15 protein-coding genes are annotated in these 15,737 nt (G+C 64.4%); 11 read left to right on the top strand and 4 right to left on the bottom strand.

The features are described 5' to 3' along the window. The first annotated feature begins 97 nt into the window (after window positions 1-97). The 4 genes from AC3WOB_RS12665 (at window position 98) to AC3WOB_RS12650 (ending at window position 4,265) form a co-directional block, all read left to right on the top strand. Complete coding sequence (locus AC3WOB_RS12665) at window positions 98-799, top strand: response regulator (RefSeq protein WP_013393959.1); 702 nt, start codon at window positions 98-100, stop codon at window positions 797-799. After that, complete coding sequence (locus AC3WOB_RS12660) at window positions 792-2,084, top strand: ATP-binding protein (protein WP_492275224.1); 1,293 nt, start codon at window positions 792-794, stop codon at window positions 2,082-2,084. Before AC3WOB_RS12665 ends, AC3WOB_RS12660 begins: the two co-directional genes overlap by 8 nt. 139 nt (window positions 2,085-2,223) lie before the next feature. Further along, window positions 2,224-3,318, top strand: a complete 1,095-nt coding sequence (locus AC3WOB_RS12655; protein WP_492275223.1) for a serine hydrolase domain-containing protein — start codon at window positions 2,224-2,226, stop codon at window positions 3,316-3,318. 59 nt (window positions 3,319-3,377) lie between these two features. Further along, window positions 3,378-4,265 carry a MipA/OmpV family protein gene (locus AC3WOB_RS12650; protein ID WP_207465068.1) on the top strand — a complete coding sequence of 296 codons (888 nt, stop codon included), beginning with the start codon at window positions 3,378-3,380 and terminating at the stop codon, window positions 4,263-4,265. A gap of 81 nt (window positions 4,266-4,346) precedes the next feature. Here the strand turns inward: AC3WOB_RS12650 and AC3WOB_RS12645 are convergent, their stop codons facing one another. From AC3WOB_RS12645 to ugpB, 4 genes are all read right to left on the bottom strand, one after another. Beyond that, window positions 4,347-5,435: a sn-glycerol-3-phosphate import ATP-binding protein UgpC gene (locus tag AC3WOB_RS12645; RefSeq protein WP_013393955.1), complete on the bottom strand. Its 1,089-nt coding sequence runs from the start codon at window positions 5,433-5,435 to the stop codon at window positions 4,347-4,349. 50 nt (window positions 5,436-5,485) lie between these two features. Further along, on the bottom strand, window positions 5,486-6,337 hold the full coding sequence (ugpE, locus tag AC3WOB_RS12640; protein WP_013393954.1) for a sn-glycerol-3-phosphate ABC transporter permease UgpE: 852 nt from the start codon (window positions 6,335-6,337) through the stop codon (window positions 5,486-5,488). Window positions 6,338-6,358: 21 nt separating this feature from the next. Beyond that, complete coding sequence (gene ugpA, locus AC3WOB_RS12635; RefSeq protein ID WP_492275222.1) at window positions 6,359-7,240, bottom strand: sn-glycerol-3-phosphate ABC transporter permease UgpA; 882 nt, start codon at window positions 7,238-7,240, stop codon at window positions 6,359-6,361. A gap of 197 nt (window positions 7,241-7,437) precedes the next feature. After that, window positions 7,438-8,751 (bottom strand): sn-glycerol-3-phosphate ABC transporter substrate-binding protein UgpB, encoded by a 1,314-nt coding sequence (gene ugpB, locus AC3WOB_RS12630; RefSeq protein WP_013393952.1) that lies wholly within the window; start codon window positions 8,749-8,751, stop codon window positions 7,438-7,440. Between the two features lie 193 nt (window positions 8,752-8,944). Here ugpB and proC point away from each other — a divergent pair, with 193 nt between their 5' ends. The 7 genes from proC (at window position 8,945) to AC3WOB_RS12595 (ending at window position 15,710) form a co-directional block, all read left to right on the top strand. Continuing rightward, window positions 8,945-9,778 (top strand): pyrroline-5-carboxylate reductase, encoded by an 834-nt coding sequence (gene proC, locus AC3WOB_RS12625; RefSeq protein WP_492275221.1) that lies wholly within the window; start codon window positions 8,945-8,947, stop codon window positions 9,776-9,778. Further along, window positions 9,775-10,344 carry a queuosine precursor transporter gene (locus AC3WOB_RS12620; protein ID WP_013393950.1) on the top strand — a complete coding sequence of 190 codons (570 nt, stop codon included), beginning with the start codon at window positions 9,775-9,777 and terminating at the stop codon, window positions 10,342-10,344. Before proC ends, AC3WOB_RS12620 begins: the two co-directional genes overlap by 4 nt. 433 nt (window positions 10,345-10,777) lie before the next feature. Further along, complete coding sequence (locus AC3WOB_RS12615) at window positions 10,778-11,893, top strand: high-affinity branched-chain amino acid ABC transporter substrate-binding protein (RefSeq protein ID WP_013393949.1); 1,116 nt, start codon at window positions 10,778-10,780, stop codon at window positions 11,891-11,893. A gap of 190 nt (window positions 11,894-12,083) precedes the next feature. Continuing rightward, on the top strand, window positions 12,084-13,010 hold the full coding sequence (gene livH / locus AC3WOB_RS12610) for a high-affinity branched-chain amino acid ABC transporter permease LivH (protein ID WP_013393948.1): 927 nt from the start codon (window positions 12,084-12,086) through the stop codon (window positions 13,008-13,010). Further along, window positions 13,010-14,245 carry a high-affinity branched-chain amino acid ABC transporter permease LivM gene (locus AC3WOB_RS12605; RefSeq protein ID WP_013393947.1) on the top strand — a complete coding sequence of 412 codons (1,236 nt, stop codon included), beginning with the start codon at window positions 13,010-13,012 and terminating at the stop codon, window positions 14,243-14,245. Before livH ends, AC3WOB_RS12605 begins: the two co-directional genes overlap by 1 nt. Beyond that, entirely contained in the window at window positions 14,242-15,009 is a 768-nt protein-coding gene (gene livG, locus AC3WOB_RS12600) for a high-affinity branched-chain amino acid ABC transporter ATP-binding protein LivG (RefSeq protein ID WP_013393946.1), read from the top strand. Before AC3WOB_RS12605 ends, livG begins: the two co-directional genes overlap by 4 nt. Then, window positions 15,009-15,710, top strand: a complete 702-nt coding sequence (locus AC3WOB_RS12595) for an ABC transporter ATP-binding protein (protein WP_207465060.1) — start codon at window positions 15,009-15,011, stop codon at window positions 15,708-15,710. The genes livG and AC3WOB_RS12595 overlap by 1 nt, the downstream gene beginning before the upstream one ends. Window positions 15,711-15,737: the final 27 nt, after the last annotated feature.

The following is a 15,737-nucleotide window of genomic DNA, read 5'->3' as shown; positions in this document are numbered from 1 at the left end:
CGGCGGAACCGGCGGTAGGCTTCCCGGTCGAACGCCCGTCCGCCGCGATTGCGTAGAATGCGGCGCCATCGACCTCACTTTTTTCTGTCTGGACACCATGACCAAGGCCTTGTTAGTCGAAGACGATCCGAAACTGTCGCGCCTGATCGCGCAGTTCCTGGAGCAGCACGGGTTCAATGTGGCCCAGGCCTACCGCGGCGATCACGCGGTGGAGGCTTTCCGCAGGCATGACCCGGCCATCACCATCCTGGACCTGATGCTGCCCGGCCGTGACGGCCTGCAGGTCTGCCGCGACCTGCGCGCGTTCTCGTCGGCGCCCATCCTGATGCTGACTGCCCGCGAAGACGACCTGGACCAGATCCTGGGCCTGGAATCGGGCGCGGACGACTACGTCATCAAGCCCGTGGAACCCCGCGTGCTGCTGGCGCGGATCCGGGCGCTGCTGCGGCGGCACAGCCAGCTGGACGAGCCGCCGGAGCGCCTGGAGTTCGGTCCCCTGGTCATAGACCGGCGCACGCGCGCCGTGGTCCATGCCGGCTCTGAAGTGGACCTGACCACGATGGAGTTCGAAATGCTGTGGGCGCTGGCCAGCCAGGCCGGCCAGGTGCTGACCCGCGACGACCTGCTCAATGCGGTGCGCGGCATCGAATTCAACGGGCTGGACCGCAGCGTCGATGTCTGCGTCAGCAAGCTGCGGCGCAAGCTGGACGACGATCCGCGCGACCCCGCGCGCATCAAGACCGTGTGGGGCAAGGGCTATCTGTTCTCGCCCAAGGCACACGAGGGCGGTGATGCTTAAGTTTGTCCTGCGGCTGTTCGTGGTGTTGGCGATAGGCTTCGTCATTTCCAACGAAGTGGTGGACCGGTCGGCCAATTACTTCTTCGAACCCGTCAGCGATGCTTACACGCGCGAAGCGGTGCGGGGCCAGATCCACAGCCTGGTGCAGGAACTGGGCGGCGTGCCGCCCGCCGAGCGCGAGGCGCACGTGCGCGACGCGCTGGCGCCGCATTACGGCCTGGCGCTAAAGGTGGTCGACGCCGACAGCTACGGGGCTACCGAAGACGAGCGCGCCATGGTGGAGTCCGGCAGCTTCTTCGTGCGCGACAAGCAGCAGACCTTCGTGGCGGCGATTCCGGGCCCGGGCAAGCAATGGCTCGAGGTCAAACTGCCGCCCGAACCGTCCATCGGCCCCTGGCTGATGGCGGCGGTGTATTCCGCCCTGGGCCTGCTGCTGTGCGCCTTCATGCTGGTGTGGGCCTTGCCCATCTGGCGCGACCTGGAGGCCCTGAAGACCGCAGCCCTGCGCATGGGGCAGGGCGATCTGCAGGCGCGCGCGCGCCTCTCGCGCCATTCCAGCATCCGCAACCTGGGCGATACCTTCAACCAGATGTCCGACCGCATCAGCGCCCTGGTAGGCAACCAGCGCGACCTGACCAACGCCGTGTCGCACGAACTGCGCACGCCGATTGCGCGCCTGTCGTTCGAACTGGACATGATGGACCGGGAGGAGGACCCGGCCGCCCGCAAGCGGCTGGTCGAGGAAATGAAGAGCGACGTGGCCGAACTGGATGCCATGGCTTCCGAGTTGCTGATGTACGCCCGCCTGGAGCACAAGGGCGACGGCGTGGCGCTGCAGGCGCAGGATGCGCGCGGCTGGCTGGATTCGGTGGTGCAGCATGCCGCATTCGAGGCCGGGGTCTCAGGCGTGCGTTGCGAGGTGGCGCTGTGCCAGGTACCCGAGGTACACCTGCACCAGCGCTACATGACGCGCGCCTTGCTCAACCTGCTGCAGAACGCCATCCGGCATGCCGGCCGGCAGGTCCAGGTCAGCCTGATCAGTCCTGGCGCGCGCGAGTACGTGCTGATCGTGGACGACGACGGCCCAGGCATCCCGCCGGCGGACCGCGAGCGAGTTTTCGAGCCCTTCATCCGCCTGGATGAAAGCCGCGACCGCGGCACGGGCGGGGTGGGGCTGGGCCTGGCCATCGTCAGTCGGGTGGCACGCTGGCACAACGGCACGGTGCAGGCCAGCGACAGCCCCCTGGGCGGCGCGCGGTTCGTGATCAGCTGGAAGACCGCCTGACGGCGCGGCGCGGCACACGTAAACAAACTTCACAAACCGCCGCCGCAATCTTCACAAACTCCATACAAAGCGGGAAAGATCGCGAATACGCGCGTGGCTAGCATGACGGCAGTTCTCTACAGAGGTCTTGCCGCTAGCCATGTTTTCCCTCAGCCGCCTGGTTGCCGTAGGTATGTTGCTGGTCGCCGCGGGCGGTTGCCAGGGCGTGCCTCCCGACACGCCGCCGCCGATCGCGCAGGGCGACTACCAGGCGGTCGTCGGCTATCTGGCCCAGCGCATCCCCTATGACATGGATGCGTCCGGCGTGCCGGGCCTGTCGATCGCCATCGTCGACGACCAGCGCGTGGTGTGGAGCACCGGCTTCGGCTACGCGGATCCGCTGCGCCACCGCAGCGCCACCAGCGACACGCTGTACCGCGTAGGAAGCATTACCAAGATCGTCACCGCGGCGGGCGTGCTGCGCGCCGCCGATGACGGACGCCTGGCGCTGGACCAGCCGGCCTCGCAGGCGCTGCCCGATTGGGACATCCAGCCGCGCCGTGGCGCCATGCAATGGCTGGGCACGCATCCCTTCACCGCCCGCAACCTGCTGGCCGTGCACCCGGGATCGCTGGAAGACACCATGGGACGCGCGCGTGCCGACATGGCTTACGCCTTGCTGGGGGACATGGTCGCGCACGTGGCCAGCGAGCCCTTCGACGCCTATGTGCGCCGCACGATCATGCAGCCCTTGAACATGCCGCGAGCCGGCTTTCATCCCAGCTCCCGCATGCTCGATCTGCGCGCCTCGGGCTACCGCCGCGGCGCGCCCTGGACCGAGGCGCCGCAGCCGAATGAGGCCGCCGACGGCCTGTGGCTCAGCACCTCCGAGATGGCGCGCTTCTCCAGCATGCTTTTCGCCGACGGCCTCTACCAGGGCCGCCGAGTGCTGAATGCCGAGTCGGCCCGCGCCGTGCTCGACATGGAAACGGTGGAGGGCGGCCTGGCGCTGGAATGCCGCCTGGCGCTGTCGTGGCTGGCGGCGCCCTGTGGCGAGGACATCGCCGGCGCGCCTTTGCGCCAGCACAGCGGCGCCACCGAAGCCTTTCATTCGCGCTTTGTGCTGGCGCCGCGCGACAAGCTTGCCGTGCTCGTCATGAGCAATTCCGACACCAGCGAACCGCTGGTCGCCGCGGTGTCGACGATGGCAATGGCGCTGATGCGCCAGGCCAAGCAGGGCGCTGTCACTCAATAGATCGGGCCGTCCTCGGCTCTACGGTTTTACCCCCTCAACCTCGTTTCTTGGAAGCTGTTATGAAGCGAAAAATCCGTTCTTCCCTGTTTACGCGCGGCGCCGGCGCCGCGTGCCTGCTGGCATTAGTTCCGGGACTATCCCTGGCCGATGACGCTGCGACCAGTTCCGTCTACGGCCAGCGCGGGGCCAGTTCGCGCGGGTTGACGGTAGCGACCGGAGAGGGGCCGGCCGAAGAATGGCTGTTCTACGGCACGCTGGGCGCCGGTTACGCGCCGCGCTATAGCGGCAGCGACGAATATTCCGCCGTGCCCATCATCGGCCTGGGCGTGCGCAGCCCGGGCGGCTTCTTCCTCGGCACCGACCATGGCCTGGGCTGGGAAACGCAGGCGCTGGACAGCACCTTCCGCTTCTATCTTGCGCCCAGCGCCTCGCGCAAGGACCACAAGAAAGGGTTCCAGGGGTCGGACAAGCTGCGCGGCATGGGCGATATCGAAAGCCGCGCGCAGATCGGCATGGACGCCGAAACGACGCTGGGTCCGGTGACCCTGTCGGCGACGGTGGCGCACGCGTTCAAGAAGGGCGACAACCGCGATGTCGGCAGCGCCTACACCATGTTCAATCTGGGGGCCAGCACCACGGTGTACGAGGGCAGCGCGGGAGCGATTTCGCTGGCGCTGTCCGGTACCTTCGGCGACGGCAATTACATGCGCACCTGGTACGGCGTGAGCGGCAACCAGTCGGCGAAATCCGGCTATCGCAAGTACACGCCAAAAGGCGGCCTCGAAAGTGTGGGCCTGGGCGCGACCTGGACGGTGCCGCTGAGCAAGTCCTGGTCGTGGACCACGGCGGCGGAAGCGCGGCGCCTGTTTGGCGACGCCGCCGACAGCCCCATCGTGAAGGACCGCGCGCAGTACACCATAGGCACCATGATGACGTACTCGTATTGATCGGGGGAAAGCCCGTTTCCGGACGGAAACGGGCGGGGCGGAGCCGGGCGGGCAGCGCCGCCGGTTTCGCCTGTGAATGTGTTACAGGCCTTGCACGCGGCGGCCGGTGTCGGCCTCGAACCAGTGCAGCGGATGGCGGCCGTCCGGTCCCAGATTGACGCGGTCGCCGACCTTGGCTGACGACTCCGACAACTGGCGCGTGGTGCAGCGCACGACCAGCATGGACTTGCCGCAGCGGCTGTGGACCAATTGCTCGGAGCCCAGCGTTTCGACCATCTCGACTTCGGCCGGCACGCCCTGGGTGTTCAGCAGCATGTGCTCGGGGCGCATGCCCATGATGACCTTGCGGCCGCGCACCTGCGAGGGCACTTGCAGCGGAGAGATTTCCAGCGCGGTGCCGTCCAGCGTCTGCACCGTGCCGTCGCCGGCCACGTTCACTTCCATCAGGTTCATCGGCGGCGAGCCGATGAAGCCGGCGACGAAGGTGGACGCGGGCTTTTCGAACACTTCCATCGGGGTGCCGATCTGCTCGGGCACGCCCTGGTACATGACGATCATGCGGTGGGCCAAGGTCATGGCCTCGACTTGGTCGTGGGTCACGTACAGGCTGGTGGTGCCCAGGCGGCGATGCAGCTTCATGATTTCCAGGCGCATCGCCACGCGCAGCTTGGCGTCCAGGTTCGACAGCGGTTCGTCGAACAGGAACACCTTGGGTTCGCGCACGATGGCGCGGCCCATGGCCACGCGCTGGCGCTGGCCGCCGGACAGCGCGCGCGGGCGGCGGTCCAGCAGGTGGCTCAGTTCCAGGATCTGCGCGGCCACGTCCACGCGCTTCTTGATCTCGTCCTTGGAGAACTTGCGGATCTTCAAGCCGTAGGCCATGTTCTCGAACACGGTCATGTGCGGGTAGAGCGCGTAGTTCTGGAACACCATCGCGATGTCGCGCTCGGCGGGTTCCAGGTTGTTGACGACCTTGTCGTCGATGACGATGTCGCCGCTGGTGACGGTTTCCAGGCCGGCGACCATGCGCATCAGCGTGGACTTGCCGCAGCCGGAGGGGCCGACGATGACGATGAATTCACCGTCCTTGACGTCCATGTCAATGCCATGGATGACCGGCACGTTGCCGGCGTAGGTTTTCTTGACGTTGCGAAAGCTGAGAGTAGCCATGAGTTATTCGTGTTCGGAGTCGTGTTCGGGTGGGCGAGCGTGGGTAAGCGTCACTTTTCAGTGTCGACCAGACCCTTGACGAACCATTTCTGCATCAGGATGACGACCAGCGCCGGCGGGATCATCGCGAGCATGGCGGTGGCCATGGTGATGTTCCATTCGGTCACGCTGTCGCCGCCGCTGATCATCCGCTTGATGCCGATGACGACGGGGTACATGTCTTCCTGCGTGGTCACCAGCAGCGGCCACAGGTACTGGTTCCAGCCGTAGATGAACTGGATCACGAACAGCGCGGCGATGCTGGTCTTGGACAGGGGCAGCAGCACGTCGCGGAAGAATCGCACCGGGCCCGCGCCGTCGATGCGCGCGGCCTCGATCAGCTCGTCCGGCACCGTCAGGAAAAACTGGCGGAACAGGAAGGTGGCGGTGGCCGAGGCGATCAGCGGCAGGGTCAGGCCGGCGTAGCTGTTGAGCAGGCCGAGATCGGCCACGACCTTGTAGGTGGGCGCGATGCGGACTTCAACCGGCAGCATCAGGGTGACGAAGATCATCCAGAAGAAGAACATGCGGCCGGGGAAGCGGAAGTACACCACTGCGAAGGCCGACAGCAACGAGATGGCGATCTTGCCGATGGAAATCGCCAGCGCCATGATCAGGCTGACGTACATCATGCGGCCCACGGGCGCGCCCGAGGAACCGCCGGACGAGCCGCCGAACAGCGCCTGCATGTAGTTGTCGACGAAATGCTTGCCGGGGATGAGGGACATCGGCGCGGAAGCCACTTCTTGCGCGGTCTGGGTGGACGCGACGAAAGTGACGTAGAGCGGAAATGCCACCATCGCCACGCCGCAGAGCAGAATGACGTGGGCCAGAATATCCAGCCAGGGACGGCGTTCAACCATTGTTTATAGCCTCGGACAAAATCAATACTGCACTTTGCGGTCGACGTAGCGGAACTGCACGACCGTCAAGGCAATCACAATGAACATCAGCACCACCGACTGGGCCGCGGACGAACCGAGGTCCAGGCCGCGGAAGCCGTCGCTGTACACCTTGTAGACCAGGATCGAGGTCGACGTGCCCGGACCGCCCTGCGTGGTCGTGTCCACCACGGCGAAGGTGTCGAAGAAGGCGTAGATGATGTTGACCACCAGCAGGAAGAACGTGGTGGGTGAGAGCAGCGGGAACACGATGCTCCAGAAGCGGCGCGACGGGCTGGCGCCGTCGATCGCGGCGGCTTCGATGAGCGAGCGCGGAATCGATTGCAGGCCGGCCAGGAAGAACAGGAAGTTGTACGAAACCTGCTTCCACACGGCGGCGATCAGCACCAGGGTCATGGCCTGGTTGCCGTTCAGACGCGGGTTCCAGTTGACGCCGGAGTGGTTCAGCGCCACGGCCAGGATGCCGACCGAAGGCGAAAACAGGAACAGCCACAGCACGCCAACGACGGCGGGCGCCACGGCGTATGGCCAGATCAGCAGGGTCTTGTAGAGGCCGGCGCCGCGGATGACGCGATCTGCCATGACGGCCAGCAGCAAGGACACGCTCAGCCCGACAACCGCCACCAGGATCGAGAACACGGCGGTGACGCGGAAGGAATCCAGGTAGGCCTGTTGCGAGAACAGTTCCATGAAGTTGTCCAGTCCGACGAACTCGGAGGACAGTCCGAAAGCATCTTCCAGCCGCAGCGATTGCCACATGGCCTGGCCGGCAGGCAGGAAGAAGAAGACCACGGTAATGATGATCTGCGGCAGGAGCAGCAGATAGGGCAAGGTCTTGTGCCCGAATACAACGCGTTTTTCCATAGGGGGAACCCAAGGTACAGAAAAGCGGCGGTTGGAGTAACCGCCGCCTGAAACCGCCTTCGTAAAATACGAGAGGCTTAAAGCCCTGAAAATGCCGGGCCTTAAGCCTTGTACTGCGTGCTGCCGAAGCGCCCAAGTCCTTGTTACGGCATGGAAAATACCGATTGACAGGACTTGGTCGGCATTTCAGAAGGGCGTTACTTTACACTCTTCTCGAACTTTTCCAGCAGTTCGTTGCCGCGCTTGACGATGCTTTCGGCGCCGTCCTTGGCGCTGACCTTGCCGGAGACGATGCGCTCGATTTCAGCGTCTTCGATTTCACGGATCTGCGGCAGGAAGCCCAGGCGCAGGCCGCGCGATTGCGCGGTGGTTTCGACGTTCAGCTGCTTGACGCCGACTTCGGTGCCCGGGTTCTTGTCGTAGAAGCCGTCCTTCTTGGTCAGCTCGTAGGCGGCCTTGGTGACAGGCACGTAGCCGGTCTGCTGGTGCCAGCGGGCGGCGATTTCCGGGCTGGCCAGGAACTTGAAGAACGCGGTCACGCCCTTGTAGGTTTCCGGCTTCTTGTTGGCGAAGACCCACAGCGAAGCGCCACCGATGATGGTGTTCTGCGGCGCGCCTTGCACGTCGGCGTAGTAGGGCAGGGTCGAGGTGCCGAATTCGAACTTGGCGTTCTTGGCGATGTTGGCGCGCAGGCCGGACGAACCGGTGATCATGGCGCACTTGCCGCTGATGAACAGCGAGTTCGGCTCGTCGCCGCGGCCGCCGTACATGAAGATGCCTTCCTTGCCCAGCTTGGCCAGGTTGTCCAGGTGGCGCACGTGCAGCGGGGTATTGATGGCGATGCGCGCATCCAGGCCGCCGAAACCGTTGTCCTTGGTGGCGTAGGGCACGTTATGCCAGGCCGAGAACGTTTCCAGCTGGACCCACGACGGCCAGGATGTGGTGTAGCCGCATTCCTGGCCGGCTGCCTTCAGCTTCTGGCCGGCGGCGGCCAGTTCTTCCCAGGTCTTGGGCGGCTTGTCGGCGTCCAGGCCGGCCTTCTTGAAGGCGTCCTTGTTGTAGTAGAACACCACGGTCGAGCTGTTGAAGGGCATCGACACCAGCTTGCCGTCGGCCGACGAGTAGTAGCCGGCCACGGCGCCAATGAATTCCTTGGGGTCGATCGGGTTACCGACTTCCTCGGACATCTGCTGCACCGGCTTGATGGCGCCCTTGGCGTACATCATGGTGGCGGTGCCGACTTCGAACACCTGGAGGATGTCGGGAGCGTTGCCGGCGCGGAACGCGGCGATGCCTGCGTTCATGGATTCACCGTAGTTGCCCTTGTAGACTGCCTTGACTTGGTAGTCGGGGTTCTTTTTGTTGAATTCGTCGACCAGGCCGTTCACGCGGTCGCCCAGGGCGCCTTCCATCGAGTGCCAGAATTGGATCTCGGTGGCGGCATGCGCGGAGGCGCCTGCGAAAGCCGTCATGATGGCGGCAAAGGTTAGTGCAATACGGTGGGATCGCATAGAGAGGTTCCTCCAGTTGGGCGTGACGCGGCCGGGTTGTCCGGACGCGGAAAACACGACACCTTATGAATTGTTTGTGACAAAACCGTGACTTTCACATCACTCTAAACGCCTGTCAAATTGCGCGTTTCAGGCGCGAACGAACATTTTTCTTTTTTTTCCCAACGAGAACTCCCGTTTACAATCGTCTCCTATGAAAAACGAACTTTCGATTGCGTTCATCGGTGGCGGCAATATGGCTGCCGCCCTGGCCTCCGGCCTGGCCGGCAAAGTATGCGCCGCTGGCAACATCCATGTCATTGACATAAACCAGGATGCGCACGCCGCCTGGCAGGCCCGCGGCATGACTACCGCAACCGCGCCGAGCGAGGCCCTGGCGGGGTGCCGTGTGTGGGTGTTCGCAGTCAAGCCACAGAACATGAAAGACGTTGTGGCTTCCACGCGTCAATGGCTGCGCGAAGACACTTTGGTGGTAAGCGTGGCGGCCGGCATCCGCGCCGACACGCTGGCCGGCTGGCTGGGCACGCCCGAAGCGCCGTTCAAGCGCCTGGTGCGCTGCATGCCGAATACGCCGGCCCTGGTGGGCGCGGGCATCACCGGCCTGGCGGCGCTGGACGGAGTGGACGCGGCCGACCGCGATCTGGCGGCGCAGCTGTTGTCCAGCGTGGGCGAAGTCGTCTGGGTCGCGGATGACGCCGCGCTCGACGGCGTGACGGCCCTGTCCGGCAGCGGCCCGGCCTATGTCTTCCTGTTCCTGGAAGCGCTGGTCGCGGGCGGCCAGAAGGTCGGCCTGACGGCCGAGCAGGCCAAGCAGCTGGCGCTGGGCACGCTGGCCGGCGCCACGCGCCTGGCGGCCGAATCCTCCGAGCCGCTTGCCACGCTGCGCGCACGCGTCACTTCCAAGGGCGGCACTACGGCTGCGGCGCTCAATGCCTTCGGCGCGGCGGGCTTTGCCGGCATCGTCGAAGAGGCCATGGCCGCTGCCGCGCAACGCTCGCGCGAGCTGGCGGAGGAATTCGGGAAATGACGGCCACGGACGGCAGCGCTGCTGCGCGGCGCTACGCTCTCATGAGCCGGCCGCAGTTCGCCATCGCCGTGCTGTGCATGCTGGTGGTGGTGGTCGGCTCGAACATCCTGGTCCAGGTGCCGCTGAATGATTGGCTGACCTGGGGCGGGCTGTCCTATCCGGTGGCTTTCCTGGTGACCGACGTGCTGAACCGCCGCTTCGGTCCGGCGGCCGCGCGCCGGGTGGTCTGGTTCGGCTTCGCCGCCGCCTTGGTGGTGTCGGTATGGGTGGCGTCGCCGCGCATCGCGCTGGCCTCGGGGCTGGCCTATATCTGCGCCCAGTTGGTCGACATCCAGGTGTTCGACCGCTTGCGCGACCAGCGCTGGTGGCGCGCGCCGCTGGTATCGGGCGTGCTGGGCGCCATCCTGGATACCGCCGTGTTCTTCAGTGTCGCCTTTGCCGCCACCGGCGCGCCGTGGATGACCTGGATGATGGGCGACCTGGCCATCAAGCTGGCGGTCAATATCAGCATGCTGGCGCCGTTCCGCGCGCTGATGTGGAATCTGGCCAAGCCGGCCAATGCTTAAGTAAGAGGCTGGGGCGGGCAGGCATTTTGGCCCGCTTACGCGCTTCAATGCAGTGAATTACTACGCGCGTTAATTATTATTCGTAAGGCTCGCGTAAGCACTGTATTTAAATGCGTCTTTAAACGGCGTATTAATCTGCGCGAATATATATCCTCAAGCACAAATTCTTGCCCCGCGCCAGATATTAAATAAGGCTCGGTCGCCGATTCTCCAGCGATTTCATGGGCTTGCCGCCGCTATCCGTCACGATTAAAGGCGCCGACCAAAATATTGGGGATTACACGCAGTGACAGTATGGCGGCTTGCTTCCAGAATACCGCCCACACCGTGTTTTTGCCCAAGAAGCCGGCGACGGGCGACGAGGATTAACGGATTACCCAACCGATAAACCGCGTCGGACAGAGCCGCTCAAAACCTCGCTGGAGAACTCCGCATGAAGTTTCTGAATCGCCTTACCCCGGTAGCCATGGCGCTTGGGGCACTTGCCTTGGCTGGCGCCGCGCACGCCGCCGACACGATCAAGATCGGCATTCCCCAGCCCATGACCGGCCCCAATACGCAATACGGCGACCAGATCCAGGCCGGCGCATTGACCGCGATCGAGACCATCAACGCCAAGGGCGGCGTCAAGGGCAAGAAGCTCGAACCCATCCTCATCGACGACGGCTGCGAACCCAAGCAGGCCGTGCCGGCCGCCAACCGCGTGGTCAACTCCGGCGCCAAGTTCGCCGTGGCCCATGCCTGCTCGGGCGTGACCGTGGCTGCCGTGAAGGTCTACGAGGAAGAGGGCATCGTCGGCATCACCCCGGGCGCGACCTCGCCGCTGGTCACCGACACGATCAAGCCGCACTTCTTCTTCCGCACCATCGGCCGCGACGACCAGCAAGGCCCGTACGCCGCCAGCTACATCGCCAAGACCTTGAAGCCCAAGAAGGTCGCCGTGCTGCACGACAAGCAGACCTACGGTTCGGGCGTGGCCACCCAGGTCAAGGATTCCCTGGCCAAGGAAGGGGTGAACGTCGCCATGTTCGAAGGCATCAACGTCGGCGACAGCGATTACTCGGCCATCATCACCAAGCTCAAGTCGGCTGGCGTGGACCTGGTCTACTTCGGCGGCTACCACCCGGAACTGGGCCTGTTGCTGCGCCAGTCGCGTGAACAGGGCCTGAAGGTCCAGTTCATGGGTCCGGAAGGCACCGCCAACCAGGATCTGGTGGCGATCGCCGGTCCGGCCATCGACGGCCTGCTGGTCACGCTGCCCGCCGACTTCACCAAGCTGCCCGGCAACGAGAGCATCGTGAAGGCCTTCAAGGACGCCAAGCGCGATCCGGACGGCGCGTTCCAGATGCCGGCGTACGCCGCGGTGCAGATCCTGGCCGACAGCATCAACGCGGTGGGCGAAGATCCCGCCAAGGTGGCCGACTACATGCACAAGACGACGTTCAATACCGGCATCGGCAAGGTCGAGTACGACGCCAAGGGCGATCTGAAGAACTTCGAATTCGCCGTCTATAAATGGGATAAGGACGGCAAGAAGACCCAGCTGTAAACTCGCGATCCGCCGGCACGTCGCCGGCGTGTAGGGCCTGTCGTCCTCGTTCTGCCGTAATCCGCGTAGCGATGCGCCAAAAGCGCTGTGCGGCCGGCAGGCGCAGATGCCAGGCCCTTATAAAATACGCCCAGGTTTCCGGCTCCGGGTCTTACCACCGGGGCCGGAACCATTTGGAGCAAGAGAAATAATGTCCGACCTCATACCCCAACTTACCCAGCAATTCTTCAACGGATTGTCTCTGGGCGCGATCTATGCGTTGATTGCCATCGGCTACACAATGGTCTACGGCATCATCGGTATGATCAACTTCGCTCACGGCGAAATCTATATGATCGGCGCCTATGTCGGCCTGGTCACCCTGACGGCCATCGGCACCAATAGCGGCTTGCCGATACCGTTCATCATCGCGGCCATGCTGGTCGTGGCCATTGTCGTCACCGGCATCTACGGTTTCAGCGTCGAACGCGTCGCCTACCGGCCCGTGCGCGGCAGCCCCCGCCTGGTGGCGCTGATCTCCGCCATCGGCATGTCGATCTTCCTGCAGAACTGGGTGGCCCTGGGCCAGGGCGCGCGCGACATGGCCGTGCCATCGCTGGTGTCGGGCGCCGTGCAGTTCCACATGGGCTCTGACTTCGACGTGACGGTGCCGTATTCGCGCATCATGATCATCGTGGTCACGGTGCTGCTGATGATCGGACTGACGTTGTTCATCAAGTATTCCCGCATGGGCCGCGCCTCGCGCGCCTGCTCGCAGGATATGCACATGGCGAACCTGCTGGGCATCGACACCAACCGCGTGATTTCGTTCACCTTCGTGATGGGCGCGATCCTGGCGGCGGTGGGCGGCGTGCTGATCGCCATCACCATCGGCAAGCTCAACCCCTTCATCGGCTTCCTGGCCGGCATCAAGGCCTTTACCGCGGCAGTGCTGGGCGGCATCGGCAGCATCCCCGGCGCCATGCTGGGCGGCGTGCTGCTGGGACTGGCCGAGACCTTCGCGGCCGCCTACATCTCCTCGCAGTACAAGGACATCGTGGCGTTCTCGCTGCTGATCCTGATCCTGCTGTTCCGTCCCACCGGGCTGTTGGGCAAACCTGAGGTGGAAAAAGTCTGATGTCGAACAACAATCTGAAAAACGCCACGATGGCGGCCGTGCTGACGGCCGTCATCGTCACCCCCGTCTTCGGCCTGCAGCTGATCCGCCAGGGCGCCCGCACCACGATGGAGTCGAACTGGTCCCTGGTGGCGATCGCCGCCGCGGTGGTGTTCTTCTTCCAGCTGCTGCGCCCCTGGATCGCCAAGCCGTTCCAGAAGCTGAAGACCAGCATGCCCACGTTGCCGGCCGCGCCGGCCAGCACCCACAAGCCGCTTGCGCTGCTGCTGTTGGCGATCGCGGTGATCTGGCCGTTCTTTGCCGGGCGCAGCTCGGTGGACATCGCCACGCTGGTGCTGATCTACGTGATGCTGGGCCTGGGCCTGAACATCGTGGTGGGTTTCGCGGGCCTGCTGGACCTGGGCTTCGTGGGCTTCTACGCGGTGGGCGCCTATACCTACGCCTTGCTGTACCACTGGGGCGGCTGGAGCTTCTGGGAAGCGCTGCCGTTTGCGGGCGCCATGTCGGCGCTGTTCGGCTTCATCCTGGGCTTTCCGGTATTGCGGCTGCGCGGCGACTACCTTGCGATCGTGACGCTGGGCTTCGGTGAAATGATCCGCCTGTTGCTGATCAACCTGAACACGTTGACGGGCGGCCCGGATGGCATTTCGGGCATTCCCAAGCCGACGGTGTTCGGCATGGAAATGACGCGCCGCGCCAGCACCGAAGGCGGCACCACGTTCCATGAATTCATGGGCTGGACGTTCCAGAACCAGCACATGGTGGTCTATTTGTACTTGATGGCGCTGCTGCTGGCGCTGGCCACGCTGTTCGTGTCGACCCGGTTGATCCGCATGCCCGTCGGGCGCGCCTGGGAAGCGCTGCGCGAAGACGAGATCGCTTGCCGTTCGCTGGGCTTGAACCCCACGCGCATCAAGCTCTCCGCGTTCACGCTGGGCGCCATGTTCGCCGGTTTCGGCGGCGCGTTCTTCGCGGCGCGCCAGGGCATGGTGAACCCGGAGTCCTTCACCTTCATCGAATCCGCGCTGATCCTGGCCATCGTGGTGCTGGGCGGCATGGGCTCGCAGGTGGGCGTGATCCTGGCGGCCGTGCTGCTGACAGTACTGCCGGAAGTCGCGCGCGAATTCGCCGAGTACCGGATGCTGATGTTCGGCCTGGTGATGGTATTGATGATGATGTGGCGTCCGCAGGGGTTGTTGCCCATGAAGCGTCCCCATGTGGAGTTGGCTAAATGAGCGAGGCATTGCTGAAAGTATCCGGACTCACCATGCGGTTCGGCGGCCTGCTGGCCGTCGACAGCGTGGCGTTCGAAGTCAAATCCGACGAGGTGTTCGCCATCATCGGCCCCAACGGGGCCGGCAAGACCACCGTGTTCAACTGCGTGGGCGGCTTCTATGCCCCGACGGCGGGCGACATCACCATGGACGGCAAGGCCATCACCGGCCTGCCCAGCCATAAGGTCGCGCGCCATGGGCTGGTGCGCACGTTCCAGAACGTGCGCCTGTTCAAGCAGCTGACCGTGCTGGAAAACCTGCTGGTGGCGCAGCATACCCAGGTGGAGTCGCGGCTCCTGCCGGGCCTGCTCAAGCTCAAGTCCTATCGCCAGTCCGAGACCGATGCGCTGGCGCGCGCGGCGCAATGGCTGGATTTCATGGGCTTGCGCGAGTTCGCCAACCGCGAAGCGGGCAACCTGGCTTACGGCCATCAGCGCCGCCTGGAGATCGCGCGCTGCATGATCACCAAGCCGCGGCTCTTGATGCTGGACGAACCGGCGGCGGGCCTTAACCCTCAGGAAAAGCGTGATCTGCAGTCGCTGATCGACCAGCTGCGGCGCGAGTTCGGCGTCGCGGTGCTGCTGATCGAGCACGACATGAGCCTGATCATGGGCATCTCGGACCGCATCCTGGTCATGGAGCACGGCAAGCCCATCACTACCGGCACCCCCGAGCAGGTGCGCAACGACGAGCGCGTCATCAAGGCGTACCTGGGGGAGGAATAATGCTTAAGCTGGACAACATTCATACCTACTATGGCGCCATCCAGGCGCTGAACGGAGTGTCGGTAGAAGTCAACAAGGGCGAGATCGTCACGCTGATCGGCGCCAACGGCGCGGGCAAGACGACGCTGTTGATGACGGTTTGCGGCAACCCCCGGGCCAAGGAAGGCAAGATCACGTTCGAGGGCGAGGACATCACCCACAAGGACACGCACCACATCATGCGCAGTGGCATCGCCATTTCGCCGGAAGGGCGGCGGGTCTTCAAGGACCTGACCGTGGCCGAGAACCTGATGATGGGCGGTTTCTTCGCCAAGCGCGACGAGATTCAGGCGGGCATCGACCACGTTTATGGGCTGTTCCCGCGCTTGAAGGAGCGCGCCAGCCAGCGCGCCGGCCTGATGTCGGGCGGCGAGCAGCAGATGCTGGCCATCGGCCGCGCGCTGATGACGCGTCCGCGCCTGTTGCTGCTGGACGAACCCACGCTGGGCCTGGCCCCGCTGGTGATCGCCCAGATCTTCGACATCATCCGCGAGATCCGGGAACAGGGCGTGACCGTGTTCCTGGTCGAGCAGAACGCCAACAAGGCGCTGGGCGTGGCCGACCGCGGCTACGTGCTGGAAAACGGCCGGGTCGTGCTGCAGGACACCGGCGCCAACCTGCTGGTCAACGATCAGGTGCGCAAGGCGTATCTGGGCGGTTGATGGCAATTCCCCGCGAAGGGAAATTGG

It is taken from the genome of Achromobacter sp. FW305-C-30-7, assembly GCF_058783105.1.
This window is presented reverse-complemented; position numbering and strand designations above follow the sequence as displayed.

Excerpts from the sequence above, each read along its gene's own strand:
- AC3WOB_RS12605 (WP_013393947.1), top strand. The coding sequence starts at position 13,010 with ATGTCGAACAACAATCTGAAAAACGCCACGATGGCGGCCGTGCTGACG.
- ugpB (WP_013393952.1), bottom strand. The coding sequence starts at position 8,751 with ATGCGATCCCACCGTATTGCACTAACCTTTGCCGCCATCATGACGGCT.
- AC3WOB_RS12620 (WP_013393950.1), top strand. The coding sequence starts at position 9,775 with ATGACGGCCACGGACGGCAGCGCTGCTGCGCGGCGCTACGCTCTCATG.
- AC3WOB_RS12660 (WP_492275224.1), top strand. The coding sequence starts at position 792 with ATGCTTAAGTTTGTCCTGCGGCTGTTCGTGGTGTTGGCGATAGGCTTC.
- AC3WOB_RS12665 (WP_013393959.1), top strand. The coding sequence starts at position 98 with ATGACCAAGGCCTTGTTAGTCGAAGACGATCCGAAACTGTCGCGCCTG.
- AC3WOB_RS12655 (WP_492275223.1), top strand. The coding sequence starts at position 2,224 with ATGTTTTCCCTCAGCCGCCTGGTTGCCGTAGGTATGTTGCTGGTCGCC.
- livH (WP_013393948.1), top strand. The coding sequence starts at position 12,084 with ATGTCCGACCTCATACCCCAACTTACCCAGCAATTCTTCAACGGATTG.
- proC (WP_492275221.1), top strand. The coding sequence starts at position 8,945 with ATGAAAAACGAACTTTCGATTGCGTTCATCGGTGGCGGCAATATGGCT.
- ugpE (WP_013393954.1), bottom strand. The coding sequence starts at position 6,337 with ATGGTTGAACGCCGTCCCTGGCTGGATATTCTGGCCCACGTCATTCTG.
- ugpA (WP_492275222.1), bottom strand. The coding sequence starts at position 7,240 with ATGGAAAAACGCGTTGTATTCGGGCACAAGACCTTGCCCTATCTGCTG.
- AC3WOB_RS12645 (WP_013393955.1), bottom strand. The coding sequence starts at position 5,435 with ATGGCTACTCTCAGCTTTCGCAACGTCAAGAAAACCTACGCCGGCAAC.
- AC3WOB_RS12615 (WP_013393949.1), top strand. The coding sequence starts at position 10,778 with ATGAAGTTTCTGAATCGCCTTACCCCGGTAGCCATGGCGCTTGGGGCA.
- AC3WOB_RS12595 (WP_207465060.1), top strand. The coding sequence starts at position 15,009 with ATGCTTAAGCTGGACAACATTCATACCTACTATGGCGCCATCCAGGCG.
- livG (WP_013393946.1), top strand. The coding sequence starts at position 14,242 with ATGAGCGAGGCATTGCTGAAAGTATCCGGACTCACCATGCGGTTCGGC.
- AC3WOB_RS12650 (WP_207465068.1), top strand. The coding sequence starts at position 3,378 with ATGAAGCGAAAAATCCGTTCTTCCCTGTTTACGCGCGGCGCCGGCGCC.